28 protein-coding genes and 2 pseudogenes are annotated in these 25,292 nt (G+C 60.6%); 13 read left to right on the forward strand and 17 right to left on the reverse strand.

Annotated elements, in window-relative coordinates:
• The first annotated feature begins 2 nt into the window (after nucleotides 1-2).
• Entirely contained in the window at nucleotides 3-659 is a 657-nt protein-coding gene (locus tag ACK9YZ_RS12445) for a glutathione S-transferase family protein (protein WP_416066735.1), read from the forward strand.
• Between the two features lie 77 nt (nucleotides 660-736).
• Complete coding sequence (locus ACK9YZ_RS12450; protein ID WP_416064023.1) at nucleotides 737-1,528, forward strand: methyltransferase domain-containing protein; 792 nt, start codon at nucleotides 737-739, stop codon at nucleotides 1,526-1,528.
• 20 nt (nucleotides 1,529-1,548) lie between these two features.
• On the opposite strand, the gene ACK9YZ_RS12455 is transcribed toward ACK9YZ_RS12450, so the two are convergent.
• Both ACK9YZ_RS12455 and ACK9YZ_RS12460 read right to left on the reverse strand, forming a co-directional pair.
• Complete coding sequence (locus tag ACK9YZ_RS12455; RefSeq protein ID WP_416066736.1) at nucleotides 1,549-3,303, reverse strand: acetolactate synthase 3 large subunit; 1,755 nt, start codon at nucleotides 3,301-3,303, stop codon at nucleotides 1,549-1,551.
• Nucleotides 3,304-3,572: 269 nt separating this feature from the next.
• Entirely contained in the window at nucleotides 3,573-4,304 is a 732-nt protein-coding gene (locus ACK9YZ_RS12460; RefSeq protein ID WP_416064024.1) for an SDR family oxidoreductase, read from the reverse strand.
• A 137-nt stretch (nucleotides 4,305-4,441) separates the two neighbouring features.
• On the opposite strand from ACK9YZ_RS12460, the gene ACK9YZ_RS12465 reads away from it, so the two are divergent.
• Entirely contained in the window at nucleotides 4,442-5,038 is a 597-nt protein-coding gene (locus ACK9YZ_RS12465; protein WP_416064025.1) for a TetR/AcrR family transcriptional regulator, read from the forward strand.
• A 21-nt stretch (nucleotides 5,039-5,059) separates the two neighbouring features.
• Here ACK9YZ_RS12465 and ACK9YZ_RS12470 read toward each other — a convergent pair whose 3' ends face one another.
• Nucleotides 5,060-6,223, reverse strand: coding sequence for a mandelate racemase/muconate lactonizing enzyme family protein (locus ACK9YZ_RS12470; RefSeq protein WP_416064026.1), 1,164 nt, complete (start codon nucleotides 6,221-6,223; stop codon nucleotides 5,060-5,062).
• Between the two features lie 219 nt (nucleotides 6,224-6,442).
• On the opposite strand from ACK9YZ_RS12470, the gene ACK9YZ_RS12475 reads away from it, so the two are divergent.
• Nucleotides 6,443-7,360: a LysR family transcriptional regulator gene (locus ACK9YZ_RS12475; RefSeq protein WP_416064027.1), complete on the forward strand. Its 918-nt coding sequence runs from the start codon at nucleotides 6,443-6,445 to the stop codon at nucleotides 7,358-7,360.
• A gap of 38 nt (nucleotides 7,361-7,398) precedes the next feature.
• Here the strand turns inward: ACK9YZ_RS12475 and ACK9YZ_RS12480 are convergent, their stop codons facing one another.
• From ACK9YZ_RS12480 to ACK9YZ_RS12495, 4 genes are all read right to left on the reverse strand, one after another.
• Complete coding sequence (locus ACK9YZ_RS12480) at nucleotides 7,399-9,090, reverse strand: FAD-dependent oxidoreductase (protein WP_416064028.1); 1,692 nt, start codon at nucleotides 9,088-9,090, stop codon at nucleotides 7,399-7,401.
• A 9-nt stretch (nucleotides 9,091-9,099) separates the two neighbouring features.
• Complete coding sequence (locus ACK9YZ_RS12485; protein WP_216755001.1) at nucleotides 9,100-9,402, reverse strand: UBP-type zinc finger domain-containing protein; 303 nt, start codon at nucleotides 9,400-9,402, stop codon at nucleotides 9,100-9,102.
• 335 nt (nucleotides 9,403-9,737) lie between these two features.
• The gene (locus tag ACK9YZ_RS12490) at nucleotides 9,738-9,914 is read right to left on the reverse strand and encodes a hypothetical protein (RefSeq protein ID WP_416064029.1); all 177 of its coding nucleotides are present in this window, start codon (nucleotides 9,912-9,914) and stop codon (nucleotides 9,738-9,740) included.
• Nucleotides 9,915-10,766: 852 nt separating this feature from the next.
• On the reverse strand, nucleotides 10,767-11,168 hold the full coding sequence (locus ACK9YZ_RS12495) for a GFA family protein (RefSeq protein ID WP_416064030.1): 402 nt from the start codon (nucleotides 11,166-11,168) through the stop codon (nucleotides 10,767-10,769).
• Nucleotides 11,169-11,426: 258 nt separating this feature from the next.
• Between ACK9YZ_RS12495 and ACK9YZ_RS12500 the strand changes: the two genes are divergently transcribed.
• Both ACK9YZ_RS12500 and ACK9YZ_RS12505 read left to right on the forward strand, forming a co-directional pair.
• Nucleotides 11,427-11,681 (forward strand): hypothetical protein, encoded by a 255-nt coding sequence (locus tag ACK9YZ_RS12500; RefSeq protein WP_416064031.1) that lies wholly within the window; start codon nucleotides 11,427-11,429, stop codon nucleotides 11,679-11,681.
• Nucleotides 11,678-11,944 (forward strand): hypothetical protein, encoded by a 267-nt coding sequence (locus tag ACK9YZ_RS12505; RefSeq protein ID WP_416064032.1) that lies wholly within the window; start codon nucleotides 11,678-11,680, stop codon nucleotides 11,942-11,944. Before ACK9YZ_RS12500 ends, ACK9YZ_RS12505 begins: the two co-directional genes overlap by 4 nt.
• 26 nt (nucleotides 11,945-11,970) lie before the next feature.
• Here the strand turns inward: ACK9YZ_RS12505 and ACK9YZ_RS12510 are convergent, their stop codons facing one another.
• The 4 genes from ACK9YZ_RS12510 to ACK9YZ_RS12525 form a co-directional block, all read right to left on the reverse strand.
• Nucleotides 11,971-12,735: a sugar phosphate isomerase/epimerase family protein gene (locus ACK9YZ_RS12510; RefSeq protein WP_416064033.1), complete on the reverse strand. Its 765-nt coding sequence runs from the start codon at nucleotides 12,733-12,735 to the stop codon at nucleotides 11,971-11,973.
• 119 nt (nucleotides 12,736-12,854) lie between these two features.
• Entirely contained in the window at nucleotides 12,855-13,784 is a 930-nt protein-coding gene (locus ACK9YZ_RS12515; protein ID WP_416064034.1) for a glycosyl hydrolase family 43, read from the reverse strand.
• A gap of 3 nt (nucleotides 13,785-13,787) precedes the next feature.
• Nucleotides 13,788-14,882 (reverse strand): glycosyltransferase, encoded by a 1,095-nt coding sequence (locus ACK9YZ_RS12520; protein ID WP_416064035.1) that lies wholly within the window; start codon nucleotides 14,880-14,882, stop codon nucleotides 13,788-13,790.
• Nucleotides 14,883-15,217: 335 nt separating this feature from the next.
• The gene (locus ACK9YZ_RS12525) at nucleotides 15,218-15,952 is read right to left on the reverse strand and encodes a glycosyltransferase family 25 protein (RefSeq protein WP_216755007.1); all 735 of its coding nucleotides are present in this window, start codon (nucleotides 15,950-15,952) and stop codon (nucleotides 15,218-15,220) included.
• A 380-nt stretch (nucleotides 15,953-16,332) separates the two neighbouring features.
• Here ACK9YZ_RS12525 and ACK9YZ_RS12530 point away from each other — a divergent pair, with 380 nt between their 5' ends.
• The gene (locus ACK9YZ_RS12530) at nucleotides 16,333-17,676 is read left to right on the forward strand and encodes an NAD(P)/FAD-dependent oxidoreductase (protein ID WP_416064036.1); all 1,344 of its coding nucleotides are present in this window, start codon (nucleotides 16,333-16,335) and stop codon (nucleotides 17,674-17,676) included.
• 155 nt (nucleotides 17,677-17,831) lie between these two features.
• The gene (locus tag ACK9YZ_RS12535; RefSeq protein ID WP_416064037.1) at nucleotides 17,832-17,960 is read left to right on the forward strand and encodes a hypothetical protein; all 129 of its coding nucleotides are present in this window, start codon (nucleotides 17,832-17,834) and stop codon (nucleotides 17,958-17,960) included.
• A 15-nt stretch (nucleotides 17,961-17,975) separates the two neighbouring features.
• Here the strand turns inward: ACK9YZ_RS12535 and ACK9YZ_RS12540 are convergent, their stop codons facing one another.
• Nucleotides 17,976-18,785, reverse strand: coding sequence for a pirin family protein (locus tag ACK9YZ_RS12540; protein ID WP_416064038.1), 810 nt, complete (start codon nucleotides 18,783-18,785; stop codon nucleotides 17,976-17,978).
• A 200-nt stretch (nucleotides 18,786-18,985) separates the two neighbouring features.
• Nucleotides 18,986-19,552, reverse strand: a complete 567-nt coding sequence (locus ACK9YZ_RS12545) for a winged helix-turn-helix transcriptional regulator (protein WP_216755011.1) — start codon at nucleotides 19,550-19,552, stop codon at nucleotides 18,986-18,988.
• Nucleotides 19,553-19,811: 259 nt separating this feature from the next.
• Between ACK9YZ_RS12545 and ACK9YZ_RS12550 the strand changes: the two genes are divergently transcribed.
• Nucleotides 19,812-20,648, forward strand: coding sequence for a hypothetical protein (locus ACK9YZ_RS12550; protein ID WP_416064039.1), 837 nt, complete (start codon nucleotides 19,812-19,814; stop codon nucleotides 20,646-20,648).
• A gap of 9 nt (nucleotides 20,649-20,657) precedes the next feature.
• Here the strand turns inward: ACK9YZ_RS12550 and ACK9YZ_RS12555 are convergent, their stop codons facing one another.
• Together ACK9YZ_RS12555 and ACK9YZ_RS12560 are read right to left on the reverse strand one after the other, a co-directional pair.
• Nucleotides 20,658-21,182 (reverse strand): AAA family ATPase, encoded by a 525-nt coding sequence (locus tag ACK9YZ_RS12555; RefSeq protein WP_416064040.1) that lies wholly within the window; start codon nucleotides 21,180-21,182, stop codon nucleotides 20,658-20,660.
• A 23-nt stretch (nucleotides 21,183-21,205) separates the two neighbouring features.
• Nucleotides 21,206-21,370 (reverse strand): annotated as a pseudogene (locus tag ACK9YZ_RS12560) (Lrp/AsnC ligand binding domain-containing protein); the annotation flags it as partial.
• A gap of 4 nt (nucleotides 21,371-21,374) precedes the next feature.
• On the opposite strand from ACK9YZ_RS12560, the pseudogene ACK9YZ_RS12565 reads away from it, so the two are divergent.
• Nucleotides 21,375-21,553: pseudogene (locus ACK9YZ_RS12565) on the forward strand (amidohydrolase); the annotation flags it as partial.
• Between the two features lie 141 nt (nucleotides 21,554-21,694).
• Here the strand turns inward: ACK9YZ_RS12565 and ACK9YZ_RS12570 are convergent.
• Together ACK9YZ_RS12570 and ACK9YZ_RS12575 are read right to left on the reverse strand one after the other, a co-directional pair.
• Nucleotides 21,695-22,087 (reverse strand): hypothetical protein, encoded by a 393-nt coding sequence (locus tag ACK9YZ_RS12570; RefSeq protein ID WP_416064041.1) that lies wholly within the window; start codon nucleotides 22,085-22,087, stop codon nucleotides 21,695-21,697.
• A 43-nt stretch (nucleotides 22,088-22,130) separates the two neighbouring features.
• The gene (locus ACK9YZ_RS12575) at nucleotides 22,131-22,685 is read right to left on the reverse strand and encodes a DUF3990 domain-containing protein (protein WP_416064042.1); all 555 of its coding nucleotides are present in this window, start codon (nucleotides 22,683-22,685) and stop codon (nucleotides 22,131-22,133) included.
• A gap of 43 nt (nucleotides 22,686-22,728) precedes the next feature.
• Between ACK9YZ_RS12575 and ACK9YZ_RS12580 the strand changes: the two genes are divergently transcribed.
• The 3 genes from ACK9YZ_RS12580 to ACK9YZ_RS12590 all read left to right on the forward strand — a co-directional run bounded on the left by ACK9YZ_RS12580 (nucleotide 22,729) and on the right by ACK9YZ_RS12590 (nucleotide 25,203).
• Nucleotides 22,729-23,397: a hypothetical protein gene (locus ACK9YZ_RS12580; RefSeq protein WP_416064043.1), complete on the forward strand. Its 669-nt coding sequence runs from the start codon at nucleotides 22,729-22,731 to the stop codon at nucleotides 23,395-23,397.
• A gap of 188 nt (nucleotides 23,398-23,585) precedes the next feature.
• On the forward strand, nucleotides 23,586-24,566 hold the full coding sequence (locus tag ACK9YZ_RS12585; RefSeq protein WP_416064044.1) for an SDR family oxidoreductase: 981 nt from the start codon (nucleotides 23,586-23,588) through the stop codon (nucleotides 24,564-24,566).
• A gap of 163 nt (nucleotides 24,567-24,729) precedes the next feature.
• A complete protein-coding gene (locus ACK9YZ_RS12590) occupies nucleotides 24,730-25,203 on the forward strand; it encodes a VOC family protein (protein ID WP_416064045.1) in 474 nt (157 codons plus the stop codon).
• The last annotated feature ends 89 nt before the right edge of the window (nucleotides 25,204-25,292 follow it).

The raw sequence follows: 25,292 nt of genomic DNA on the forward strand, positions 1-25,292 counted from the left end.
CCATGCCGCTCGTGATCTACCTGCACCCGCTTTCCTCCTATTCCCAAAAGGCGAAAACGGCCTTCTACGAAAAGGACCTGGCCTTCGAGGTGAAGCTTCTCGACGGCAGCGAGCCGATCGCCTCGGAATTCCAGGCGAAGTGGCCGATCAAGCGCTTTCCGGTCCTTGAGCATGGCGGCGACTTCATCTTCGAGGCCACCAGCATCATCGAATATATCGACCTCCTGCACCCGACCGACCACCCCTTGCTTCCCGCCGACGCCATGGTGGCGAACAGGGTGCGCATGTGGGACCGTTTTTTCGATAATTACCTCCAATATCCGCAGCAGCGCATGGTCAATGCCTCGCTCGGTCGCGAGGTCGAGCCCGATGACAACTATATCCGCTGGCGCCAGGCACTTGAAACCGCCTATGGCATTCTCGACGAGCATATGAAGGGCCGCCAATGGGTGGCGAGCGAAGACTTCAGCCTCGCAGACTGCTCCGCCGCCCCCGCCATGCTCTATGCCGACTGGGCGCACCCAGTCCCCGGCCATTTCGAAAATGTCCGCGCCTACCGCACCCGCCTTCTCCAGCGCCCGAGCTATGCCCGCGCCCTCGACGAGGCCCGCCCCTACCGCCATCTCTATCCGCTGGGAGCGCCGGTCGGGCGGGATTGAGCGGGCAGTCATTGCCCCGATAACAAACCGTCCTATCCTTCCCCGGCGTGAATCAGGCAAGGACATGCGAGGGACCGATGAGTGACGATCTGTTACAGGGCGTGGCGGCGCGATGGGACGACAATGCCGATCAATGGACGCATGACGTCCGTAACGGCTACGACGTCTATCGCGAGCTTTTCACCTTCCCCGCCTTCCTGGATTTCCTGCCGCCGATCGCCGGCCTTGATGTCATCGATTTCGGCTGCGGCGAAGGCACGAATACCCGCCGCTTTGCCGAGCTCGGCGCACGCCTGACCGGCATCGATCTCTCCGCGCGCATGATCGGCCATGCGCAAAAGGCCGAGGATGAAAGCACTCTCGGCATCACCTACAAGATTTCTTCCTACAGCGCCGATACCGGCTTTCCGGATGCCTCCTTCGATGCCGTCGTCTCCACCATGGCGCTGATGGATGGCCCGGATTTCGAGGCTGCCATGCGCGAAGCCTACCGGCTGCTGCGCCCCGGCGGCTTTATCGCCTTCAGCGTGCTGCATCCCTGCTTCATCACGCCGGGCCTCGGCTGGCAGAAGAACGAGGACGGCTTTGCGACCGCCCTCTGCGTCTCGCGCTATTTCGATCGCAGCACCTTCACCGAGGAATGGCGCTTCGGCGCCCGGCCGGCCGGCGAGGAGGTCAGGCTCTTCGCCGTACCGCGCTTTCCGCGCACCATGGCCGATTACCTGAACGGCATCGCCGCCGCCGGCTTCCGCATCGGCAGGATCGGCGAACCGCAGCCGAGCCCCGAGGTCTGCGAAAACTCCCCGCGCTTTGCCCGCTGGCGCGACCTTGCCGCGTTCCTGCTGCTCGTCATGGCCGAGCGCCCCTAAACCGGGGCGCCCTGCTCTGATCAGACAAGCCCCTGGCTGAAGCCGAAGCGGGCATCGGCTTCAGCCGCGCGCACATCGTCTCCGAACAGCATGTCATTATGCGGCCGGCCGCTGCGCACCATCGGATAGACATTCTCGAGCGCCGCGACCCGGCAATCGAAAAGCACCGTCCGGTCGATAGCGATCATCTTGCGGATCTTGTCATCGAGTTCATCGGGCTTCTCGCATCGGATACCAACTGCGCCATAGGCTTCCGCCAGCTTGACGAAATCCGGCAGGGAGGCGGAATAGGATCGATCCCGGCGGTTGCCATGCAGGATCTGCTGCCATTGCCGGATCATGCCGAGCTGCGCATTGTTGAGGATAAAGATCTTCACCGGCGCCCGGTGCTGCATCGCCGCCGAAAGCTCCTTCAGCGTCATCTGTACCGAGCCATCGCCGACAATGCCGAGAACCAGCCGCCCGGGATAGGCGATCTGCGCCCCGATCGCCGCCGGTAACCCGTATCCCATCGTGCCGAGACCGCCCGACGTGATCCAGCGGTTCGGCTCCTCCATGCCGAAAAGCTGCGCCGCCCACATCTGATGCTGGCCGACATCTGTCGTGACGATGGGATCAAGGCCTGACGTCAGCGCATGCAGCCGCTCCAGCGCATATTGCGGCATGATCACGTCATCGCGCATCTCATAGGCGAAGGAGTTTCGCGCCCGCCATCGCTCGATCTTCGCCCACCAGCCGGCGAGCCGCCTTCGCTCCGGCACGGCAGGAAGCGCCCGCCAGGCTTCGATCATCGCCTTCAGCACATCAGCCGCATCGCCCGCGATGCCGATATCGACGGCGACATTCTTGTTGATCGAGGACGGATCGATGTCGATATGGATCTTCCTCGACCCCGGCGAAAACTTGTCGATGCGCGAAGTCACGCGGTCGTCGAAACGCGCGCCGACGGCGATCATCAGATCGCAATCATGCATCGCCATATTCGCCTCATAGGAGCCGTGCATGCCCGGCATCTTCAGCCAGTTAAGCCCAGATGCCGGATAGGCGCCAAGCCCCATCAGCGTCGAGGTGATGGGAAAACCCGTCAGCTCCACCAGTTCCCGAAGCAGGCGCGAAGCCTCCGGCCCGGAATTGATGATGCCGCCGCCGGTATAGAGGACCGGCCGCTCGGCCCGCGCCATCATCGCAACCGCCTCCGCAATCGCTTCGCGGTTATCGTCCGCCTGCGCCCGATAACGCACCGGCACTGAAATCTCATCCGGTCCGACATAGAGCCCGCTCGCAAAGAGCACGTCCTTCGGCATATCGACCAGAACCGGACCCGGCCGGCCTGACACCGCGATCCTGAAAGCGAGATGGATCGTCTTTGCGAGATCGTCGATATGGCTGACGAGGAAATTATGCTTGGTGCAGGGTCGCGTGATACCGACCGTATCGCATTCCTGAAAGGCATCCGTGCCGATCAGGTTCGTCGGCACCTGTCCCGTCAGGCAGACGAGCGGAATGGAATCCATCAGCGCATCCTGCAGCGCCGTGACAGCATTGGTGACACCTGGTCCAGAGGTCACCAGCATGACGCCGACCTTGCCGGTCGCGCGCGCATAGCCTTCGGCCGCATGGCCGGCCCCCTGCTCGTGCCGCACCAGCAGATGTTTGATGTCATCCTGTTGAAAAATCTCGTCATAGATCGGCAGCACGGCAGCGCCCGGATAGCCGAAAATATGCTCGACGCCATTGTCGCGCAGCGCCTGCAGAACGATTTCACCGCCGTTCATAAGGCGGTTGTAGGGGGAATTTTGGGTAGAGTTGGCCTTATCGCCGGTCATAGCAATTTCCGTCGTTGATAGGGTGATCAGGGTGCGACGGGGCACAAAAAAAGGCCCCGTCAGGGACCTTGTGTTCGGCGCATGGGTGGCTGATGCCGGACGGTTACACCGTCCTGCCCATGCGCGATATCACCACGACGAGAACCATTGCGATTTTCATGGGCGGTAGAGCTAGCCGCAAATCGCCACGCCGTCAATCGCTTCGCGGTGAAGGAAAATTACCAGGGCACCGCGCCGCCTTCGCTCTGAAACGCGCCTTCGGGACCATATTGCCCGACCAGGGCCATCCGAACCGGGAAAGCCGCCGCCTCGGCGGGCGAACGATCGCCTCTGTGGCCGCTGAGATCGGTATTGACGAGGCCGGGGCAAACCGAGACGGCGGTAATGCCGCTGTCGCCAAGCTCGGCATTGAGCTGGATCGTCAGCATGTTCAGCGCCGCTTTCGATGCGTTGTAGCCAATGAGCCGCACGCCGTAGAAGGGCCAGTCCGGGTCGCCATTCAGCGTGAGCGAGCCGAGGCTGCTCGTCATGTTGACGATACGGCCGGTCGCCGCCTTGCGCATAAGCGGCAGCATCGCCTGGGTGACCGCCAGCGCGCCGACGAAATTGGTCTCCAACTCGCGGCGCACCGCTTCCAGCGAGGCCTTGCCGGGCGCCCCATCGGTATAATCGGCAATGCCGGCATTGTTGACGAGAATGTCGAGACGGCCGCGCCTGGTCTCGATCTCGCCGGCAGCCGCCGCGATGCTCTCTGCATCGCAGACATCGATCTGCACGAAAGACACATCGAGCCCCTGGGCGGCCAGTTCATCTGCAGCCATCCGCCCGCGCCCGGCATCACGCGCGCCGAGCAGTACAGTCACGCCTGCCACGGCGAGCTGTCTGGCGATTTCATATCCAATTCCCTTGTTTGCGCCTGTCACGAGCGCGATACGTCCAGTGTTGTTCATCCTGAAGTTCCTTGAAAATCTCGATCGGTGCGCGCAAATTGAAAATAAGAAGGATTCTTCAGGTTTTGAATTCGCATATGGTTTCCGCGCAGATATCAGCCGCAAGTGCCCGCAAATCACCGCGTCAGGCGCGGTCGGTGAGCACCGTCGAGGCGATTTTCGAAGCGACGATTCAGGTTTTGATATCAGACGGCCCAGGTGATCTGACGACGACACGGGTCGCCGAAAGAGCCGGCGTATCCGTCGGTTCCCTCTACCAGTATTTTCCGAACAAGCAGGCGCTGTTCCACGCCGTCAACGAGCGCTACCTGACGATGCTGGCCGAACGCGTGGAAGCCGCCTGCCTCGCCCATCGCGGCGCGCGCTATGCCGAGATGGCCGATGCCCTCGTCAGCACCTATATCGAGGTCAAGATCGAGCGCCGCGACGTGACGATCGCCCTCTACCGCGCCGCCGCCGAAGTGGATGTCGCTGAGATCGTCGAGGCTATGTCGCAGCGCATCGAAGCCGCCAGCCATGCGATGTTCGCCACCGCCTCGGACGCGGAGTTCGAGAAGCTCGCCGCCGTCAACGTCATGATGTTGAACGTCCTCTGCGGCACCGTCCGCAACGTCTTCGAGCGGGATATGTCCGAACTGCTCATCGACGGCGGATTGCGGACGCAACTGACGCTGATGTTCTGCACCTACCTGGACGCCGCAAAAACTCCGCCGTCGGAAGCTCAGGCCAATTAAGCGATAGCAAGCTCTTCGCCGTCACTCCGCCAGTTCCCGCATGACCTTGATGAGGTCCGACTTGCCTTCGAAACCTATGCCGGGCAGTTCCGGCATAGTGAGGTGGCCGTCGATGACATTCACCCCGTCCGGGAACCCGCCATAGGGCTGGAAGAGATCGGGATAGCTCTCGTTGCCGCCGAGACCGAGGCCGGCTGCAATGTTGAGCGACATCTGGTGGCCGCCATGCGGAATGCAGCGCGACGGCGACCAGCCGAACTGGCGCAGCACGTCGAGCGTGCGCAGATACTCGACGAGGCCGTAGGACAGCGCGCAGTCGAACTGCAGATAATCGCGGTCGGCGCGCATGCCGCCATAACGAAGCAGGTTGCGGGCATCCTGATGCGAGAAAAGGTTCTCACCGGTCGCCATCGGCGCGTCATAGAATTCGGAGATCGCCGCCTGCAGCGCATAATCGAGCGGCTCGCCGATCTCTTCGTACCAGAAGAGCGGATAGTCGCGCAGCATCTTGGCGTAGGCAATGCCGGTCTCCAAATCGAAGCGGCCGTTCGCATCGACGGCAAGCCGCGCCTCAGAACCGATCTCTTCCAGCACGGATTCGACACGGCCGCGATCCTCATCGATCGAGGCGCCACCGATCTTCATCTTGACCACGGTATAGCCGCGGTCGAGATAGCTGCGCATTTCCCTACGCAGCGCGCTATTGTCCTTGCCGGGATAATAATAGCCGCCGGCCGCATAGACGAAAACCCTGGGGTTGGCCTCCCTGCCCTTCATGTCCGCCAGCAGCCGGAAGAGCGGCTTGCCCTCGATCTTGGCAACGGCATCCCAGACGGCCATGTCGATCGTGCCGACCGCGACCGAGCGCTCGCCGTGGCCACCGGGTTTCTCGTTTTTCATCATCGTCGCCCAGATCCTGTGCGGATCGAGATTGGTGCCGGCATCGTTCACGAGGCTTTCCGCCGCGGCTTCGAGAATACGGTCCTTGAAGCGTTCGCGGATAAGACCGCCCTGGCCGTAGCGGCCATTGGAATTGAAGCCGTAACCAACCACGCGGCGGCCGTCTCTCACGACATCGGTGACGACAGCCACCAGGCTCGCCGTCATCCTGCTGAAGTCGATATAGGCGTTGCGGATCGGCGAAGCGATCGGCTTCGTCACTTCGCAGACATCGATGATACGCATTGTTGCCTCCATTCCGAACCTGAAGGCCGTTGCCCTCGTATGCCGATAACTTGATAGAAATCCGCCTCCCAGTCCAATGCCGATCCGGGTCCTTTCAATGCCGGATCGGCACTGCCAATGTCCCGCTTCACCGCAAATGCCTATGAATTAACTTGAAATCCTGAGAGCGATGCCGTTTTGTCAATGCTTCAGAAGCATCACAGAAACGGGTAAACCATTGTGGAAACCGCCTGGCTCGCCGATCTCCAGGCTCTCGCCGAAACGCTGAACTTTTCGAGAGCCGCAGAAAAGCGCCACATCACGCAGCCGGCCTTCGGACGCCGCATCAAGTCGCTCGAAGACTGGTGCGGCTCCGACCTCGTCGACCGTTCGACACACAGATTGAAGCTCACTCCCGCAGGCGAGGCCATGCTGGAGGCGGCAAACGATATCGCCGCACGGCTGGAGCGCGCCAGCCGGGATCTCGCGCAGATGCGCGCGGCGACCTCGACCGTGACCTTCGCCGCCACCCACGCCCTCTCCTTCATCTTCTTTCCCGGCTGGATCCAAGGATTGGGTCACGAGGCATCGACGATGCCGATCCGCCTGCTCTCCGACAATATGAATGAATGCGAGCGGATCATGACGGAAGGCCGCGCGCAATTCCTGCTCTGCCACGACCATCAGAACAGCAGGATCGGTCTCGACAGGAACGCCTACAGGCATGTGGAGCTTGCCAGCGACCGGCTGATTCCGGTGAGCGGCAGGGACAAGCATGGCCACCCGCTCCACAGCATTTCCGAGGCGTCGGATCGCGCAGTCCCACATCTTGCCTTCGAGGAGACATCAGGCATGGGCCGCATCCTGTCGTCGGCCCTCTCCTCCGGCACGCGCCCGCTGCACCTCTCGACAGTCTTCACCTCCCATCTGGCGATGGCGCTGAAGGCGCTCGCCATGGAGGGAAAAGGGATTGCCTGGATACCGGAGAGCCTGGCCGCCGACGAAATGGGGCCAAGCGGAAGACTGACGTCATCGGGATCGGCGGATTGGGCCATCGACGTCAAGATCGTCCTGATCAGACCACGAGCGCGCATGACGGATATCGCCGAAAACTTCTGGAGCCTGGTTCAAGGCAAGGATTGGCGTTCAGGCCGCTGACGCCGTCGACAGTGGTGGCGCCCGCGCACCGGATCACTTCATGATCGGAGCTGTCTCAGCGCCGCGTGAACATCGCTGACGACGGCAGCGCCTTCGCCGACGGCTGCGGCAACCCGCTTGGTCGAACCGGCCCGGACATCGCCGATCGCAAAGACGTACGGCAGACTGGTTTCCAGTTGCAGGGAGCGCCTTCCAAGCTCCTCTTCGACCTCGGGGCTGAAGGCTGTCCCTGTCCTGATGAAGCCCCTGTCATCCGTCTTGATGCGGCATTTGATCCAGTCGGTATTCGGGTCGGCGCCGATGAACATGAAGACGCGGCGGAGATTGTAGTTCTTCTCCGACTGCCCCTTGAGATCCCTAATGGTTCCCGCCAGGCGGCCATGCAGGTCTTCCGACAGCGCTGTCAGCTCGCATCCCAGATGCATCTCGACGTTTGGCAGCGCCGCTATGCGATCGATGAGATAGGTGGACATGGTTTCGGTCAGGCTTCGGCGGATCACCAGGTGGAGACGCCGGACCCGCGGTGCCAGGAACGCGATCGCCTGGCCGGCTGAATTGCCGCCGCCGACCAGGGCGATATCGTCGTTTTCGCATAGTTTCGCTTCGATTGCAGATGCCCAATAGGAAATACCGGCGCCCTCGAAGCGCGTAATGTCGGGAATATCAGGCCTGCGGTAGCTGGCACCTGAGGCGATGACGACGGTTCGTGCCTTGACCGTCCTGTCGCCCTCAACCCTTAACACCATCGGATCGGTTCTGCGTCTGCCGGACGGGGCCGGAATCAGCTCATTGACCTCGAGTGGCAAGGCGATCTCCGCTCCGAATTTGAGCGCCTGATTGAAGGCGCGGCCCGCGAGCGCCTGGCCTGAAATTCCGGTCGGGAAACCGAGATAATTTTCGATACGCGAGGAACTGCCGGCCTGTCCGCCGATCGAACGTGCGTCGATGACGATGACACTAAGGCCCTCCGACGCCGCGTAGACCGCAGCAGCCAGGCCCGATGGACCTGCTCCGACGATCGCCACATCGTAGACGGCCGCCGGATCGAGCTCCGGCATGATGCCGAGGCAACAGGCAGCTTCGGCGTCGGTCGGATGTTTGAGTACCGTGCCATTCGGGCATACCATGAGCGGCAATTCACCCGCCAGAATTCCAAGCCTTTCCACCAAGGCCCGACCTTCGTGGTCCAGGGCCGCGTCGAGCACGACATGGGGATAGCCGCTCCGGGTCAGGAAGCCCTGCAGGCGAACCAGGTTGGGCTCTCCGGGATTGCCGATCAGAACCGAACCGGCGCCGCCGAAATTGATCAATTCCACGCGCCTCAGAATATAGGCACGCATGATGATCTCGCCGATATCAGCCGATCCTATGATGAGAGCCTTCAGATGCGCGGCATCGAATGCCAGCGCCACGCATCCTTCCGGACCCGCACGTCCGCCTGCTAGCACGGGCCGTCCGGAGAGCTGACTGACCTCTCCCGAAAACTGCCCTTTTCCATGGCTCGTGATCAGGGCTTCCGGCATCGACAGCCCGTCATGCCGGAAGACATCGAGACGGCCGGAGAGGATCAGCCACGCGGGCGAATGCCTGTCACCGACCTCAGACACGACCTCGCCGGGAGCAAAAGAATGCGGGCCGCTGCTGGCAAAGCGTGTCGCCATTTGAACTTGTCCGGCACTCAGCACGGGAAACATCTGGTGGCGGCGGGTTTCGAGGCTGTCGGAGCTCATGACGGCAGCTCAATAATAGCTCGGGATCGGGCCGCGCTGCGGCGTCTGATCGGGCAGTTCCACCATAGTCTCGTCGAGATAGCACCAGCCCCAGCCCTCGGGCGGATCGTACCCTTCGATAATGGGATGTCCCGTGGCGTGGAAATGCGCCGTCGCATGCTTTCCGATGGATTGGTCGCAGCACCCGACATGGCCGCATTCCCGGCAAAGCCGAAGATGGACCCATTCCTGCCCGTCCTCCAGGCATTCCTCGCAGCCAAGCGTCCTGGGCTCCACGGATCGAACGGCTGCAACATGCTTACATCCCGACATCTGAATCTCCGGTGGTTAGTGAAGTACGCGCCTGCCGAAGGGAACATAGGTCAAGAGACGGTTTTCTGTATATATATACGCGAGTACAAAACCACCGACATCCGGGCAGAACGGCGCCGCCACGCAGTCGCGAAGCCGGTTCATTCAGCTTTTGCGAGAAAAAATTGTCGCAATGTGACCGCCGTCACTATCCAGAACATCCACTGCTTGTATTTTGCCTCCGCTGGATGCTGCACCTACCAGCAGGAGAAGGGTTGCCAGGCCCCACTTGGCGGCCCTTCTCAATTTCTCGCTGACGATGAGGGAGCGGCGGCAGCTCTATTTTGCGCCCCGGATTACCGAAACATCTCGCTCTGGCTGCCGATCCTGCCGCCTTTTTGTACGCTGACCGTTACATCCGTCCGCGGGCCGGACTGCTCATCACCGAACCATGACACGATGACCAGAAGAGCCGCAACTGCAAACAGTGGCGGGCCAATATAGACGATCAGGAGGGAATGCAGCGATTTCATAGTGGTCTTGCTTTCCGATTTCTACGGTCGTCGCGGGGTTGATTTCGGCGGTCACGCCTGGGCGGGAACTATCGTGATCGGGCGTCACTGCGGGGAGCCACGAACCGCACTTGGAATGAAGGACATATCAAATGATCCGGAAGCATTCAGGGTATGATAGATTTCCCGGGCGCTATAGTAGGCGCCACCCCACATCAGCAGGCTGAGTTGAAACGCAATGACAAAGGAGCAGATCCTCATAGCTTCCCTTCCGGGCTTGTGTTTTAATGCGTCAAATATTCAAATATAAGACACACAACATCTGGAATTTTACCTATATTTCACCTTTATCGTAAAATTGTCTGATTTACTATTACAGCATTCGCAATATAAAGGATGATATAATAATCATAACGGGTGAAATTCTGAGGCATAAAAAGAATTATACTTCCAAAGCCCGACGACAACATCACTTTTCATTGCTGACATACCGGTCGATGTCTGAAGGGTCTGCTTGCCACATCCGCTCGTCCTATCGGATGACGAAGCAACGGTCATGAAGATCCGATCGTTAACCACTCAGGACTGAAGCCTTGGCGTCACACACCTTTTAATAGGAATATTAGAATGCCCTAAGGAGATCGGGAGGGGTTGATGACACACGGGGATGAAGACGAAGTCTTTTCCAGATTCGTAGAAGAGTGCCGCGAACTCGGCTTTCGGGGCGAGCGGCCGCAGCCACGACGGCCGATGGGTTGGCCCTTGATTGCGCTGATCACGGTCGCCTTTGGCGCCGGGCTCATAACGCTGACATAAGCGACAATCGACAAAGCGATAACCATCGCCGTTCACTACCCGCGGCGCGCTGTTCCCTCAGAACCAGAGATCGCGCACGCATTGCCCCCTGGAAGGAAGGTCGTCAAATGTGTCCAGCCCGTCGAAATGATCGATCGGCAGATCTGAGACGAGATCCGGCGGCGCCAGCCGTACATTGACCGCCATGCGCCGGCGCCCATCCCGGTTGAGCCTCAGGCCGCGCCAGCTCAGCACACAGGCGCAGGTCGGGCAAAACAATATTTCGAGCGAGGGCGTCTCCCGGCCGGCCCGCGTATAGGAACCGGTCTCGCCCCTCATGGTAATCCGCTCGCCCTCGTAATCATAGGCCCAGAGCGCGCCATAACGCCGGCAGAGCGTGCAGTTGCATGCGGTGATCGGACCCGGATCGCCTTCCAGCATCCAGCCCGCCTTGCCGCAATGACATGAGCCGATCAGCATCAGCGCCCCGTTTTTTTGCCTGTTCAGATGAGCCTATCTTGCCTTAATCGTGGAATGTCCGCAAACGGCGGCCGATCCAGGGCAAGTTCTTCTTCCTCCCCCACAAGGCAGAGTTTGGGAAGGGTTTTGACGCTCCCGCAGCGAACCACCACTCGCCCTTGACTCCCACAAAAATGAGAACATAATAAGAACATCCGTGGCGCTGCGGCCGCCATCCCGAGAATCTGGAACTGAGTGCTCTGCAAGGAGAATGAGAACATGCGCCCGCAACTGGCCCCTAAAATCCCGAATGAAGAGACGACAAACGAAGACCTGAGCTGGGAGGTCGAGGCCGTGCTTTCCTGGCATGACGAGGACGCCAAGGCCGCCATCGCAACGCTCCTGCAGGACTGCCGCCACCTGCGTCAACAACTGGCCCTTGCCGAAGGCGCCATGAGTCGCGGCATCACGCGCGGTTGGCGACCCTCCTTCGACCGGCTCCTCTCAGACAGGCCCCCCTTCGACAAACAATGAAACACCGCCGCAGCATCGATCTCGTCGCCAGCCATGAGGCTGTCGCAGCCGAGAGGGAAACGCTCGCCACTCTGCCGCAATGGTATGTCCTTCACGCACGGTGCGACGCCTGCCATCATGAGACGAGGATCGACCGGCGCGCGCTCGCCTACCGCTGCGGCAAGGACCTGTCACTGGCGATGATCGGCCTTCGCCTGACATGCAGGAGCTGCGGCAACCGCAGGGGAAACCACCTGCTGCTCGGCAAGCTGCCGCAGGATTGATGATCTCGCCACCCGAGGCCTGGTTCCTACGTCAGGAACCGGCTGAGATAGGCATAGCTGCGGGCTGCAAATTCAAAGGGCAGCCGCGGATTGTCATGCTCGACCACGAAGAGCCGCGCCCCGCTTACAACCGCCGCCCGCCAGAGCGAGGGCCAGAGAAGCACGCCGGAGCCGACATTCGCCCAGCCATCCTCGTCGGGGTCCATGTCGTCGGGCGCCTGATCCTTCACATGAACCGAGGTGAGCACAGCGGCATAGCGCCTTATCCATTCGATGGCGTTGGGCTGGGCGCGCGCCAGCCAGGCGATATCCGCCTGCCAGACGAGCGGACTGCCCCTGGCCGCCTCGAACATCAGCTCGAAACCATAGCGCCCGCCGATAGTGCGGTCGAAGCCCGCCGTCTTGTTGTGATAACCGAGCGTGATGCCATCGGCTCTCATCTGCTCCGAGAGCAAGCCGAGTTCATGGCCGATCCGCTGCCATGCCGCCTTCGTTTCCTTCATCGCAGACGGCGCCGGATGAGGAACGAAGAGCTGCCCGATGCCGCATTGCCGGCAGGCATCGACAAAGCGCTGCCGCTCGCTGCGCAGCGCCTCCAGCCCGACATGCGCCGACGGCGCCAACAGCCCGTTCCTGACAAGCCCGGCCTGAAGGATATTCGCGTCACGCAAATGCCCTTCGAGCGGCTCGACGGCGCCAAAGCCGGCGCCTGCGGCCTTGTCGAGTTGCGTGCCGAGATCTCCGAGACCTCGCATCGAATAGAGCTGCAATGACAGCATCGGCTTTGTCATCGCTCATCTCCACACCATTGTCGTCCTCGCCGGCAAGGCATCCCGACCAATCCTCCGCATCGAATCCGAGGACAGTTTCGCCCGTGTCGGCGCAGATTGCGAGGGCCAAACGGCCGATATCACCCCAATCCCGGCAATGCACCCTTCGGCAGCAGCTTCCGTTTCAGGTTGACGATATGACGGCCGAAAGACCTGTCGATGCGCTTCACATCGATGAGCGTCAGGTCCCCGCAGGCGGAAAACGTGTGCAGCCCGTCAGGGTAATCGGCAGCGGCCAGATCGCCGGTCAGCCGCACCGGCAGGTGCTCCGAGGTCACATGCGTTTCCGTAAGCAGGCTGAAACGCAGAAAGCGCAGGCCGCCGCCATAGCTGACGCTGCAATCCTGAACCGGCAGGATGATTTGGCCGTCGGCGCCGACAAAGGGCGTGCCGCCCGGCCGCGCGCCGGAGCGGTCGACCAGGACCGGATTCTGCGGATGGGTCTTCCATGGTCCGGTCAGCCGGTCGGCAAAGGCGACATGCAGCTCGCGCTGGTCGCGCGCGCCGGACCCGACGACGGTGTAGAACATCCACCAGATGTCCTGATGCTGGATCAGACAGGCCTCGGCAGCCGGAATATCGGCCAGAAGCACCGTTTCGCGCACCCAGCCGTCCGGGAAAGCACGGGCGCGATAAAGGGCGACTTCACCGGCCTTATGGCTTTCCGGCACCATCAGCACCTCGCCATCCTGCTCGATCAGGAAGGGATAGGAGAGATGGAAAGGCCGCACGAGCGTCACCGCCTTGCCGCGCCAAGCGAGATCCGGCCCGAATTCATGGCGCTCGATGAAGCCATGCTTGGTGTGGTAGTCATAGGCCTCGACGAAGACGTGCAGGGCATCGCCCCGCCTCACGGCGAAGGGATCGGCGAGAAAGCGCCAGGGGCCGGGATCGGGCAGCCACGTGATGCGGCTGGAACGATCCGCCAAAGTCTCGGCATCGAGCAGCTCCTGGGCCGGCGCCGGCACGATGCCGACCTGCCAGAAATCACTCTTGGGCTTCAGACGCATGGATCAACCGCGGATGATCGGTGTCCGGGCCAGCTGCGCAGCGGCTCCGCCGGCAACCCGGGAATAGAAATCGAGAACATTCACAATGCCTGCCGAACGAGAGAAAGGACGCAAGTCGTAGCTTACGCGCGACAGGCGGACAACAGGCTGTTCTCGCATCGCATCGGCAAGCGCCTCGGAAAGCTGCTCGACGGAGCCCGGCGTGACCAGCGTCACCGGATGCTCGCGCAGATATTCCGACGGCCCTTCGGCGGCCGTGGCGATGATCGGCAGCCCTTCCTGCATGGCCTCGAGAATGGCGAGCCCCGCCGATTCCTCGCGCGACGGCGACACGAAGAGATCCAGATTGCGCAGGAATCCCGGCACATTGTTGCAATGGCCGAGCAGATGGATGCGGCTGTCGCCCCTGGCAAGCTTTTCCAGCGCGGCGCGATGCGGCCCCTCGCCGACGATGACGAGAGCGGCATCCTTGGGGGTCGACTGCCGGAAGGCCGACACCAGCACATCATATCCCTTGCTGAGATGCAGACGCCCGACGCCGCCGACGAGCCGTGTTTCGCGCGGCAGATTCAGTTGCGCACGCAGGTCGAAGCTCTCGGCGGATTTGACATCCGGCAGCCAGTTGGAAATCAGCGTCGACTGGCCGTCATATTTGCCGAGCCGTGTCGCCTGGGCCGCGTTGACACAGATGACGCCATCGAGATGCGCATGCTGCCTGGCCTTGTACCCGACATGCAGGGTCGCGATTCTGGCGACGCTGTCGGGCGCTGCGGCAAGCGCTTTGCAGCCATGGCTGAGATGCCCGTGCGCAATTTCGATCCCTGCCCGCGCGGCCAGCCACCGCAGCCTAAGACCGCGCAGAAACGGTGTCGCAAAGCCGTGGAAAATGACTTGCTTGGAAAGCAGTTTCGCCATCGGCGAGCCGTATCGTCCGGCAACATGCACCTCGTGCCCAAGAGCAGCCTGCCCGTTGGCGAGATCAATGCAGTATCGTTCCGATCCGGCAATTCTGGAGGAGAACAAGATATGCAGAATTTTCAACTTATGAGACGCTACCGGATCGGCAGCCGCATAGGTACGCGGGTGCAGATCACCCACGAAATTATTTCGAGCGCTCAAGATACACCTCAGACCGATAGCCGACCGAGTTGAGATGTTGGCGCAACACTGCTCGATAGGTTTCGGCGATGGTCTACATTGCCGAACTGTCACGAACAAGACTGGGTAAGCATACGGAATCGTAAGCTTTTACGTCACAGAATAACCATTTTTGGGGTAATTTCTTGAATTGGCTCTTGAAAAATTGCGGCCGCATTATGCCGCGACTGCAACACCACTGAGAGGGCCTTCTAAAGTACCAAAAAAGTCTTGAGCCGGATCTTGCCGGCGACAGCAAAGCCGCCCCTTACATCTGGGCCTTCCAGCCCGTTGCCTTACTTTTTCAATGCGTAGTTGATTCTGCGGACCGTCTCGGCGATGCGGATCGCATAGGTCGGCAACCGCCTCCACCAGGGAAATTTGGTGGCCCTGTAGACGGATCGCGTCCCGATATTCGAGCCGCCCTCTTCCACGACAGTCACATTCCGCCGGGTCGTGTAGATCCGCGCTCGCGATGCCCAGCCCCGTTCCAGTTCGATATCCCACGGAAACCGCATGACGGCGATCTGCTCGAGGAGCTTCAGGGCACCCTTCCGCGTCACCGCATAGCAGGCGGCCGACCCCTGCGGACCATGCGTCGCCCGGCCGATCTCATCGCCGGCAGCCGAGGTGGCGACAGGCCTGAAGCCGACAATGCGGTGATTGACGAGCTTGATCACATCGGCGCCGGGCACGGCCGCGAGCGCCGCCTCGGCGCGGGCAACGAGATCGGCAGACAAAATGATATCATCCTCGGCGATGATGCAGGCGGCCTCGCCCGTTTCCAGAAAGGCCGCGAGCACCTTCAGATGGCTCCGGTAGCAGCCATATTCGCCCGGCAGCATGGTTCGGCCGTTGTTGCGCCGAAAGGCGCGGTCATCGCATGCCGTGCGCTGATCTGCGGGAACCTCCCGCCCATCGACACCGGCAATGCGAACGAGGTCGAACTGAAGGGCCTTCACCTGCTCGGAGAGCGCATTCCACCGATCCGTGGACCGGTCGAGATTGATCACATAAATGCTGATGCTCATCGTCCAACCATGGTTTCCGCTGCTCGAGGCCGCGATGGGCGACGCCTTTGCATCGGAGCTGCGTTTCCGTTAAAAAATGCTCGCCTAGCACTTCCCCCGCCGGCTGTGCAACCTGTCCCGGTATTGCAGCATCGCTGGCCGCGAATTTCTCTTTATTCGGCTGCAGCATCGGCCCGAAAATCGGAATCGATTTTCGGAAAGCCTGATGCGTAGATTCAAAGAGTTAGAGTGTCCTTAGTACGTCCGAATGGACGCACGGCGCTCTAGGGGGGGCAAACAGCATCATGGCTTCGGTGGCCACTTGCTCACATCGCCTTGAATTGCCGGCCTGGACCCTCTAGCAATCGTTAGCCCACCGGTCAGCCTTCAGGATTCACAGCTTGCCCACCTTCCCCTTCTCCGTCGCCGACCCCATCCGGCATCATGGCCCGCTTCCGAAAACCTCCGATGTCGTGATCATCGGCGGCGGCGTGATCGGTGTGACGACGGCGCTGTTTCTGGCCAAGCGCAGGATCTCCGTGACGCTCATCGAGAAGGGACGCATCGCCGCCGAACAGTCCTCGCGCAACTGGGGCTGGATCCGCAAGCAGGGCCGCGATGGCGACGAACTGCCCATCGTCATCGAGGCCTGCCGCCTTTGGAAAGAGCTGGCGGAAGAATGCGGCGAGGATATCGGCCTTATCACGACCGGCGTCACCTATCTTGCGAACTCGGACAAGCAGATGGCCGGCTTCGAAACCTTCATGAAGCTCGCGAGTGCCTATGATCTCGACACCCGCCTGCTCGACAGCGGGCAAACGGCAGCCCTCTTCGAAGGCATATCCCGCAAATTTGCCGGCGCGATGACGACACCGTCGGATATGCGCGCCGAGCCCTGGCTCGCAGTCCCCGCCCTTGCCCGACTCGCCGCCCGGCTGGGCGTGACGATCATCGAGAACTGCGCCGCACGTACCCTCGATATATCCGCCGGCAAGGTGAGCGGTGTGCGAACCGAGGCCGGCCGCATCGAGACTTCGACCGTGCTGGTCGCAGGCGGCGCCTGGTCGTCTCTTTTCCTGAAGCGGCACGGTATCTCCATCCCGCAGCTTGCCGTGCGCGCCACCGTCGCCGCGACCGACCCCATGCCCGAAATTCACGCAGGCGCCGCCGCCGGAGCCGAAGTCGCCTTCCGCCGCAGGCAGGATGGCGGCTACACGCTGGCGCCCGGAAGCCATCGCCTCTATCTCGGGCCGGACGTATTCCGCCACGCGACGAAATACCTGCCCGCCCTGATGGCCCACCCCTTCGGCACGCGCTATTCGCCCGCGGCCCCCGAAGGCTACCCGGACAGCTGGTCGACCCCGCGCAACTGGACGGCGGATGCCGAGAGCCCCTTCGAACGGATGCGGGTCCTCAACCCCGCCCCGGAAAAGTCCGACCTCGATGCCATCAGCCGCAATTTCCAGCGCCTTTTCCCGCAATTCAAAACGGTTCGCCTGAAGACGACCTGGGCTGGCATGATCGACGCCATGCCCGACATCGTACCGATCGTCGATCGCGTGGAAACAATTCCCGGTCTCTTCGTCGCGACCGGCATGAGCGGCCACGGCTTCGGCATCGGCCCAGGCATCGGCCGCGTGGTGTCGGACCTGATCCAGGGAAATGCCACCGGCCACAATCTCAACCGCTTCCGGCTGTCGCGCTTCACCGATGGAAGCCGCATCCAGCCAGGTCCGGCGATCTAGGGTGGCACGTCCGGCATGGCGCCGGCGGCGTGGTGAAATGCAAGCCCGGCCAGTTCGGCAGGCCTGGCACCGGTGGCAGGCGTCCGCCTGCCGTCCTCCCTCTCCTCCCCAGCCAACGACGCTCCAGCCTTACTCCCGCCTGGCAATGAAAACCGATGTCGTCATATATTCCTGGTACCGACACCGCCAAAATCGGTCGTTGCCAGATCTTCCAGCGCGTGCTGCCGGCCGCTATCGTCTGCTGGTTCGCCATCCTCACCGGCGCCGTCAAACATTGGAATTGAGGCCTACCCCTATCATCAGTTCCGCAGCCACAGCCGCTTCAGCCCTTGCCACCGTTTCACGAGACGGATCACGAGAGGCGGCGGAATTTTCCTGTTGTCGGCCACCGTACCCTTCCTCGTGACAGGCGATCGGGGATCGAGCAAAAAGGCCACCATCAGGCAGGCGCTCGTCGCCTCTGCGGTCAATGTTTCGTCCGACAGCAGCAGCCCCTGCTCGCCTTCACCAAACGCCTGCCCGCCGGCCCGAACCGTGCCGCTGAACACATAGAAATAAAGGTCGTGGCCAGGTTTATGCGGGAAGTCCACCCACACGCCGGGTTCCACCCGGATATCGAAGACGTCGATCTGGTTGCGAACGAAGAAGGGCGCATCGCTTGCCTCCGGCCCGACGAGATACCGCCATCGATTGGGCGCGCTCTCAGGCATCGCCCCATGCTGGATGCCGGGTTCGAGATCGATCGCATCGGGCCGCACGAGGATCTGCAGCATGCGCAGCGGCGGATCGGAGGCCAGCGTCTCCTCGGAGTGCCAGAAGCCACGCCCAGCATTCATCACCATCAGATGCCCGCTGTCGCAAACCAACCGGCCGCGGGCTCTGTCTTCGTGGCGCATCACACCGTCAGGCACCCAGGAGATGATCTCGTCATTGCGGTGCTCATGCATGGCAATCAGCCGGCCCGGATGCAGGATGGATTCGACCACCATCGCCAGCGGCCCATGCCCATGATCGGTTGGCTTCGGCTTTACCCATCCCGGCATATTGATATGCGCGATGAACCCTCCCATGTCGCGCACAACGAAGGTTCGTTCTCCCTTGAGCAGCATCGCGTCCTCCTTGCCTACAAGAGTGACGATACCGACCCATTTGCGACCTGATTCGGTTTGAGGTCAATAAAGCGTAGCCGCGCCCGAGACCGACAGCCAGGTGTTGTCACTTCCAAGGGATTGACGAAGTCCGCAACAACGATGTTGCCGAGGGTGAGATTTTCTTCCGTGACTCGGAGAGCGAGGCCGCAGGGCCACCCTCACCTCGCAGGTTTTGCCGGCTGCGCATCCGGTGCCTCACCCGAGGCGGCAATGATATCGTCGAGCGCCCGACGACGGGCCTCGGCATGGGACAATCGCCAGCGAACCGTGTCATCCGCGCCATCCCCTTCCCTGATGTCGAGATCCACCGGGTTCACCGGTTCACCTGTCTTCTGATCGATGAAGCCCCAGCGTATCTCCGCACCTGTCCTGCGATTGACGAAACTCATGGGCGGTCCCGCAGCGCCTGACAGGCCCAGGCTGTCGCCGATCTGGGCGAGCACCGGCATGATAGGAGCGATCTGCCAGCCTTTCCGGGTCAGGAGATATTCGAACCTCTCCGGGTTCACCTGATAGCGGCGCCGCTCGATAAGGCCATTGGCCTCCAGATGCTTCAGCCGGTCGCTGAGCGTCGCATTGGTCACGCCGGACGACTGGCGAAAATCCTCATAGCGGCTAAGCCCGCACACGAGATCGCGCAGAATGAGCAAGCCCCACCGATCCCCGATTGCCGCCATGACGCCGGCAATCGAGCACACCATTCCATCGAAACCCTTCGAACGCATCGCACCTTTCCCGGCACCTGCAGATGACTGGGCGCCTCTCATCATGAGAGCCACATTAGTTTGCCGGATTGACCGTTTCAAGAAAGCCCTGAAGACACCCGCCTGCGACAAACCGCGCCGCCAAATCGCTTGCCGCACAATCACTCTTATTATAAGAGTTAATATGTCATTGGAGGGTGACAACGCTCCATTTGACGGCAGCCAAGCCGATGCTTGCTGCAACACATGGCCGGTTTCGCCAAAACGGGAGGATCTCACCTTGGCGTCGAACACCACCCTTAATTTCACCAGCCCGACATTTGCATTCGCCGCCAGCGCGGCCGTAACGGGCTTCTGGTTCGCTGCTCTTATCACGATACCAGAGCTTCAGCGCTCGGACCTATCCGTCATCGGCATCCGTATCGCCGTGCATCTCATCGTGCTCGCCGGAACCTGGGCGGGATTGTCGCGAACCTCGCTCACCGCTTCGCAGCGGATGGCAACCTGGCTAGCGATCGCCATCCCCCTCACCGTCTGGCATGGGGCGGCCTGGGTGATCGTGGCAGAAGGCCTTCTCCTGCCGGGGGCAGTCTCGATCCCGTTGCTGCCGCTGATGATCGCGGTGCCGACCGCCATCGTCATCACGCTCATGTTGCGTTCGGACCGGATCGGCATGCTGCTCGACGCCATGCCCGCCAACTGGCTGATCGGCCTTCAGGCCTACAGGGTGATCGGCAGCGTCTTTTTCGTCAACTGGCTGGCCGGGACCACGCCCGGCATCTTCGCCCTGCCTACCGGCACGGGTGACGTCATCACCGGGCTGATGGCGCTTCCGACAGCAGTGGTACTTGCAAGCGGCCGGCCGGGCGGCACCAAAGCAGCGCTACTCTGGAACCTCTTCGGCATCGCCGATCTGGTCGTGGCAGTCACGCTCGGCGCCCTCACCACGCCCGGCCCTTTGCAGCAGCTCGCTCTCGATCATCCCAATCTGACGACCGGCACCTACCCGACCGCCATCATTCCAGCCTTCACCGTGCCCACCTCGCTCGTCCTGCACGCCCTGTCGCTGCGTCAGTTGCTGAGGCGAACGCGTCCCGTGGCGAGAGTTGCCGTCTAAAGCCTCGGATCAAAAATCCTGTCGCCGATTTGAGCTGGCCCCCAGTTTCAACATCAATTCGGCGACGGCTTGATCCACACTCAGCACCGCAGTGTCGATCAGTATGGGTCTCTGCCCCCAATCGTCGTAATCGCGCGTGATCACCTTGTCCCAGCTCAGGTCTATCAGCCCCGGAATATCGCTTGCCCGCGTCTCGAGCCGCCGGCGATGCTCGATCTTGTCCGAGCAGACGATTTCGATCTCGGCGGCCCGCACTCCCGCCCGCGTTGCGACCGAGAGCCACGCATCACGCGTTATCGTCAGGCTGTTCACCGAGTCCGCGACGACTGTATTGCCGAGCGTCAGATTATCTTCGGCAAGGGCGTATCCAACCATATATCCCGCCGGTCCGACCTCCGATCTCAACATGCCGGAATCCCGTACCATCTGTTCGATCGTATCGATGCGCAGATGGACGGCCCCGAGCCGCTTCGCCAAGGCCCGCGCAATCGTCGTCTTCCCACTGCCCGGCAAACCGCCGAAAATGATCAGCATGAAATAGCCCCTTGAAACCACGCTCAAATCGCAACGCTGAGCCCCACCTTGATCCGGTCCATGGCAACGAATGTCCGAAACCGTTTCACGTTGTTGTTGCCGAAGAACAACCGCCGCGTCAGCGCTTCGTAATCGGCCATCGAAGACACGATGATGACGGGCATGAAATCAGCCGCTCCCGTCATGTAGTCGTCGGAGGATTTCGCCCGCTTCCTCGCTCTGAAGCTCGTCTGCTACGTCTTCCTCGGCAACGGCAGGCCTCCGCACTGCTGCAAAACCCGGCCTTAGATTTCAACGATGACGGGCTGATCTATGAAGCGAGGTTTCATGCCAGCATCGTGCGCAGACGCCTTCCAATGACTGGAGGCTGATGAGGCCGGCCATGGCGCGACGTCCATAAATGGCCGGCGGCAAGCCAGCGACTATCCGCACGAATCGCCGAGCACATATGGAAATAACATCGTCTTCCGATGTATCTTTTAGATCATTTGCAGCGGCCGACAGGGAGGCTATCAAGCAAGGAAATCGTCGGGGATCAGTTTGTTTATAGCTTCTTCGATAAGAGGATGTTGGCGATCTTCCTCCCGTCTGAATCTATCCAGTAATTTCGAATATCTTCTTTTCTCTTCGGCACTCAACGGGCCTTCTCTACCCAACATATCCTTGGCCACCTGGAGAGGGTTCTGATTAAAAAAGAACACTTGCGTTTCCTTTGGAGCGTCCTCCAAACGTTCTCTAAGTGTGTCGATCAAAGTTTGCGAGGCAGCTTTAGACTGATTAAAAACCGTCACCAGAACATCCAGCAGATGTTCCCAAAAGGGTTCCTCGATCTCAGTCGAGAGCGCCCCGCCGATATTAACTTCATGGGCAGCCGTATCATGTGTGTCGAAATCAGTATTCGCCATGCGCCATACCTTTCACCATGATCGTTCCAAGCCTAGCACGATTTCATTGGTACGGAAAGAAATCGTCGCCGGGCGTTAAATTCCTTGCCGTTTCTTCGAGATGGGCTCTCGATAAGCCGGATACCGCACGTCTCGTGTGGAAGCTGATTTGATCGCAGTCCTGTATCGTAAGTGTCTGCCCCCAAATCGTCACCGGACCATGGACCACATCATAGGGGCGAGGCTGAGGAGGAACCCGTTGATGCGGCGCGAATCCCAATCTGCAATCAATGACGAGATCCCAGAAGTCGGAGGTCGGGCGAACAAATGCCAGATTATCCAGACTGGCGAGCCAATCCCTGGAAATCGTAAAGCCGATGACGACGGCAAATAGATTGGCGTTCGGTCGGGCCCGCAAGACCTTTACGTTAGCCCATTGCTTCGCCTGATGAAGATGGGTGGTGACGTAGAATCCTTGCCCAAAATCTGTATTCGGCACGCAAAGCGCCAGATTTGGAAGGAACGGAATTGCTGATCCCACTGCCAGTGTAGTAGCATTGGCCGAAATGCTATCTGTTCCATGGTAGACGATCAGGTCTTTATTGTTCCATCTTGGCAATTTGACGCCTCCCCAGACAGACAATTTATAGCGGAAATTGGCGATGAAGGAACTGATAAAACTTTTGGATGTTGCAGCTTGGCCGTTTGTGGCTTTGGTTGCAATAATTCTTTTTCGTGTAAAACTGGATGGACTATTTTTTTCTATTACCGACAAAATCCGTCGAAGTAATAAAATCAAAGCCAGCGGCCTTGGAATATCGTTTGAACTTATGGGAGAGGTTATAAAAAACTCCATTGCACCGGGCGCAACATATTTAACTGCAGACCAAACAGAAGATTCGAAGAAATTCGACAAACTTGTATCCGACTACGACTCTGTAAAAGACGCGGATCCGCGTCAGCGGGCTCGGCTCAGGAAACCGATCGCCGACGAGTTGGGGGAGCTTGCAGTGGCCCTGCAACTTGACAGGAAAACCTTGGCGCAGGGACCGGAGGGAAAACTGGTCGCGCTGGCAACGGCAATCATTCTCAAGCCGAATGACGGCGATCTGGATCAGATTCTGGAAGGCTCTAAAAGGGTCAAATACAAATACACCGCCTATCGCCTCGTGCTCGGGGTGATTTCGGCGTTGCGCAAAACCAGTCTGACAAAAGCCAATAAAACAAAGATAGCCTCGATACTTGCGGCCATCGAAGACAACGCGAATTCCAGCCAGGACAGTTCTCTGCAAAATCTTATAAACAAAACACGCAGAGATTTGCTCAACTAGATACACCCTCACGCGCGCGGACCATTGAGGCCGCCCCTCAGTGCCCGTCAGAGACGGAAGCGAGAAGCGGATCAGGCCATCCCTGCTGCGTCATCATGCCTGCCGGCCATTTTGCACGCGACGCCCCATCTCTTTCGCGCTATGAAGATTATCGATAATCCTGCCCCATCCGACACGGAGATCCCCTTATGGCTCTGAACATCCTTTTCATCGGCGGCACCGGCCAGATTTCCTATCCCTGCGTCGAGCGCGCCGTCGCTCAAGGCCATCATGTCAGCGTCTTCAACCGAGGCTTGCGAGGCGATCCTCTGCCCGCCGGTGTGACCTCCATCGTCGGCGAACTCGGATCGTCTGCCTATGCTGATCTCGCCAAGGCCAATTACGACGTCGTCGCCCAGTTCATCGCCTTCACGCCCGATCAGATTGCCCGTGACATCGAGATCTTCTCGGGCCATTGCGGCCAGTACGTCTTCATCTCCTCGGCCTCGGTCTATGAAAAACCGGCGCGCCATTACGTGATCACCGAGGAGACGCCGGCAATCAACCCCTACTGGCCCTACAGCCAGGCCAAGATCGCCTGCGAGGAGTTGCTGAAGAACTCCCGGAACCTCGCCTGGACGATCGTTCGCCCCAGCCACACGGTTCGCACCGGTCTGCCGATCATGATGGGCGACAGCGATATCATGGCGCGGCGCATGCTGGATGGCGAGCCGACCATCGTTGCGGGCGACGGCCACACGCCCTGGACGCTGACCCGCTCGGTGGATTTCGCCGTGCCCTTCGTCGGCCTGTTCGGCAAGCAGGCGGCACTCGGCGACATCTTCCACATCACCAATGACCATGCCCATATCTGGGACCATATCCAACACGCGATCGCCCGGCTACTGGGCGTCGAGGCAAAGATCGTCCACGTGCCGACAGACACGCTCGTCAAGTACAATCCGGAATGGATCGGCCCGCTGACCGGCGACAAGGCCTGGACGGCGATTTTCGATAATTCCAAGGTCAAGGGTGTGGCCGGCGACTTCTCCTGCGCCACGAGCCTGGATGAGATCCTCGAAGAGCCGATCATGCACCTGAAGCAGCGTTTCGCGAAGGGCCGTCCGCCGAAGGGCGATTTCGACGCCCTGATCGATCGCATCTGCGCCGAACAGAGCGCCCTCGGCTAACCGCCCTCCTTCAAGCCCGGCGCCCGAGGCGAGGACCGAGGTCAATAAGTCCTGGTTCTCGGGATAGCGGCTGCTGGGTTTCAAATGACGCAGCAGGGCTGGAGAAAAGCGGTTTGCCCCTTATGTCTCTGCCATCAGGGAGAAAACAGCAGAGGACCACGCGATGCACAAGAACACGATCTGCGTCTGGTATGACAAGCACGCCGAAGAGGCCGCCCGCTTTTACGCCGGGATCTTTCCGGACAGCAAAGTCGGCGCCATCCACCGTGCCCCCGGCGATTATCCCGCTGGCCAGCAGGGCGACGTGCTGGTGGTGGAATTCACGGTTGCAGGCATCCCCTGTATCGGGCTGAACGGCGGTCCCTCGATCAAGCACAGCGAAGCCTTCTCCTTTCAGATCTCGACGGAGAACCAGGAAGAGACCGACCGCTACTGGAACGCCATCGTCAACAATGGCGGCCAGGAAAGCGAATGCGGCTGGTGTAAGGATAAGTGGGGCGTCTCCTGGCAGATCACCCCGCGCACCCTGATGGAAGCGATGCAGGCTGGCGGAGCCGAGGCCAAGCGTGCTTTCGACGCGATGATGACCATGCGCAAGATCGATGTCGCAGCCATCGAGGCGGCCCGCCGCGGTTGAGGCGACAGGTCCTGCAAATAGCAAGATCACGATGTCAGGGCCACCGACTGGTGTGATCCCTCAAACAACAGCCGCGGCGGTCGAGCTGA

This window comes from Rhizobium sp. ZK1, from assembly GCF_047782645.1.
Classification (GTDB): Bacteria; Pseudomonadota; Alphaproteobacteria; order Rhizobiales; family Rhizobiaceae; genus Rhizobium.

Bases quoted from the DNA above. Each gene is read 5' to 3' on its own strand.
- ACK9YZ_RS12445 (WP_416066735.1), top strand. From the start codon at position 3: ATGCCGCTCGTGATCTACCTGCACCCGCTTTCCTCCTATTCCCAAAAG.
- ACK9YZ_RS12450 (WP_416064023.1), top strand. From the start codon at position 737: ATGAGTGACGATCTGTTACAGGGCGTGGCGGCGCGATGGGACGACAAT.
- ACK9YZ_RS12455 (WP_416066736.1), bottom strand. From the start codon at position 3,303: ATGAACGGCGGTGAAATCGTTCTGCAGGCGCTGCGCGACAATGGCGTC.
- ACK9YZ_RS12460 (WP_416064024.1), bottom strand. From the start codon at position 4,304: ATGAACAACACTGGACGTATCGCGCTCGTGACAGGCGCAAACAAGGGA.
- ACK9YZ_RS12470 (WP_416064026.1), bottom strand. From the start codon at position 6,223: ATGCGTATCATCGATGTCTGCGAAGTGACGAAGCCGATCGCTTCGCCG.
- ACK9YZ_RS12480 (WP_416064028.1), bottom strand. From the start codon at position 9,090: ATGAGCTCCGACAGCCTCGAAACCCGCCGCCACCAGATGTTTCCCGTG.
- ACK9YZ_RS12485 (WP_216755001.1), bottom strand. From the start codon at position 9,402: ATGTCGGGATGTAAGCATGTTGCAGCCGTTCGATCCGTGGAGCCCAGG.
- ACK9YZ_RS12490 (WP_416064029.1), bottom strand. From the start codon at position 9,914: ATGAAATCGCTGCATTCCCTCCTGATCGTCTATATTGGCCCGCCACTG.
- ACK9YZ_RS12495 (WP_416064030.1), bottom strand. From the start codon at position 11,168: ATGCTGATCGGCTCATGTCATTGCGGCAAGGCGGGCTGGATGCTGGAA.
- ACK9YZ_RS12500 (WP_416064031.1), top strand. From the start codon at position 11,427: ATGCGCCCGCAACTGGCCCCTAAAATCCCGAATGAAGAGACGACAAAC.
- ACK9YZ_RS12505 (WP_416064032.1), top strand. From the start codon at position 11,678: ATGAAACACCGCCGCAGCATCGATCTCGTCGCCAGCCATGAGGCTGTC.
- ACK9YZ_RS12510 (WP_416064033.1), bottom strand. From the start codon at position 12,735: ATGACAAAGCCGATGCTGTCATTGCAGCTCTATTCGATGCGAGGTCTC.
- ACK9YZ_RS12515 (WP_416064034.1), bottom strand. From the start codon at position 13,784: ATGCGTCTGAAGCCCAAGAGTGATTTCTGGCAGGTCGGCATCGTGCCG.
- ACK9YZ_RS12525 (WP_216755007.1), bottom strand. From the start codon at position 15,952: ATGAGCATCAGCATTTATGTGATCAATCTCGACCGGTCCACGGATCGG.
- ACK9YZ_RS12535 (WP_416064037.1), top strand. From the start codon at position 17,832: ATGTCGTCATATATTCCTGGTACCGACACCGCCAAAATCGGTCGTTGC.
- ACK9YZ_RS12540 (WP_416064038.1), bottom strand. From the start codon at position 18,785: ATGCTGCTCAAGGGAGAACGAACCTTCGTTGTGCGCGACATGGGAGGG.
- ACK9YZ_RS12545 (WP_216755011.1), bottom strand. From the start codon at position 19,552: ATGCGTTCGAAGGGTTTCGATGGAATGGTGTGCTCGATTGCCGGCGTC.
- ACK9YZ_RS12555 (WP_416064040.1), bottom strand. From the start codon at position 21,182: ATGCTGATCATTTTCGGCGGTTTGCCGGGCAGTGGGAAGACGACGATT.
- ACK9YZ_RS12570 (WP_416064041.1), bottom strand. From the start codon at position 22,087: ATGGCGAATACTGATTTCGACACACATGATACGGCTGCCCATGAAGTT.
- ACK9YZ_RS12580 (WP_416064043.1), top strand. From the start codon at position 22,729: ATGAAGGAACTGATAAAACTTTTGGATGTTGCAGCTTGGCCGTTTGTG.
- ACK9YZ_RS12585 (WP_416064044.1), top strand. From the start codon at position 23,586: ATGGCTCTGAACATCCTTTTCATCGGCGGCACCGGCCAGATTTCCTAT.
- ACK9YZ_RS12590 (WP_416064045.1), top strand. From the start codon at position 24,730: ATGCACAAGAACACGATCTGCGTCTGGTATGACAAGCACGCCGAAGAG.